This window comes from Frankia sp. CoWAU3, from assembly GCF_977971855.1.
This window is the reverse complement of the sequence record NZ_CDWWXB010000240.1, coordinates 3822-4658: the sequence shown is the minus strand read 5'-3', so window position 1 is coordinate 4658 and position 837 is coordinate 3822. Positions and strand designations below refer to the sequence as shown.

Annotated in this window: 1 protein-coding gene; it reads left to right on the top strand. The window is 69.7% G+C overall.

All coding sequences use genetic code 11. The features are described 5' to 3' along the window. The coding region (locus AC08ON_RS16280) for a branched-chain amino acid ABC transporter permease (RefSeq protein ID WP_476617273.1) at positions 1-837 on the top strand (837 nt) is incomplete at both ends.

The following is an 837-nucleotide window of genomic DNA, read 5'->3' as shown; positions in this document are numbered from 1 at the left end:
TCGGCACCGGCGACTCCGGGACCACTGCCAGCTTCTCCAGCCGCGGCGCACCGCCGTCGGGCCCGGCCAGCCAGACCAAGGCCCGCCGCGACTTCCTGGGCAAGCTCGGCGGTGCCGCGCTGCTGCTCGCACCGCTCACCTTCGCCCCGTCCGATCTGCGTTCGGCGTTCATGGTCCCGGCGCTCGCCCTCATCTTCCTGTCGATGGTCATCGTCACCGGCTACAGCGGCCAGCTCTCCCTGGGCTCGGCCGGCTACGCGGGCCTCGGGGCGCTGCTGTCACTCAAGATCGCCAACGGTGATCTGTTCGGACTGCCGAAGCTGCCGGGCGTCGCGTCGATGTTCATCGGCGCCCTGCTCGTCGCCCCGATCGGTCTGATCACCGACTACCCGGCGATCCGCCGCCGCGGCCTCACCCTGGCGCTGACCACCTTCGCGGTCGGCGCCGTGGTCAGCCGTTTCGTCTTCGAGCAGCCCACCTTCGCGACCGGCCTCTACCTCGACCCGCTGACGTTCTTCGGCTGGGAGCTGCCCGACGAGGCGTTCTACGTCCTTGAACTGGTCTGCCTGGGCCTCGGCCTGTTCTTCGTGGGTAATCTGCATCGCGGTCGGCTCGGTCGGGCGCTACTCGCCGTGCGTGACCATGCGGAGGGTGCGGCGGCGGTCGGGGTTGACGTCCGCAACCTCAAGCTGCTGGCCTTCACCGTCTCCTCCGTCGTCGCCGGGCTGGGTGGTGCGCTGCTGGTGCACAGCAGCTACTCGTTCTCCGCCGACGACTTCGCACCGTTGCAGAGCCTGCTGTGGTTCACCGCCGTGGTCGTCTTCGGCGCCGACAGCG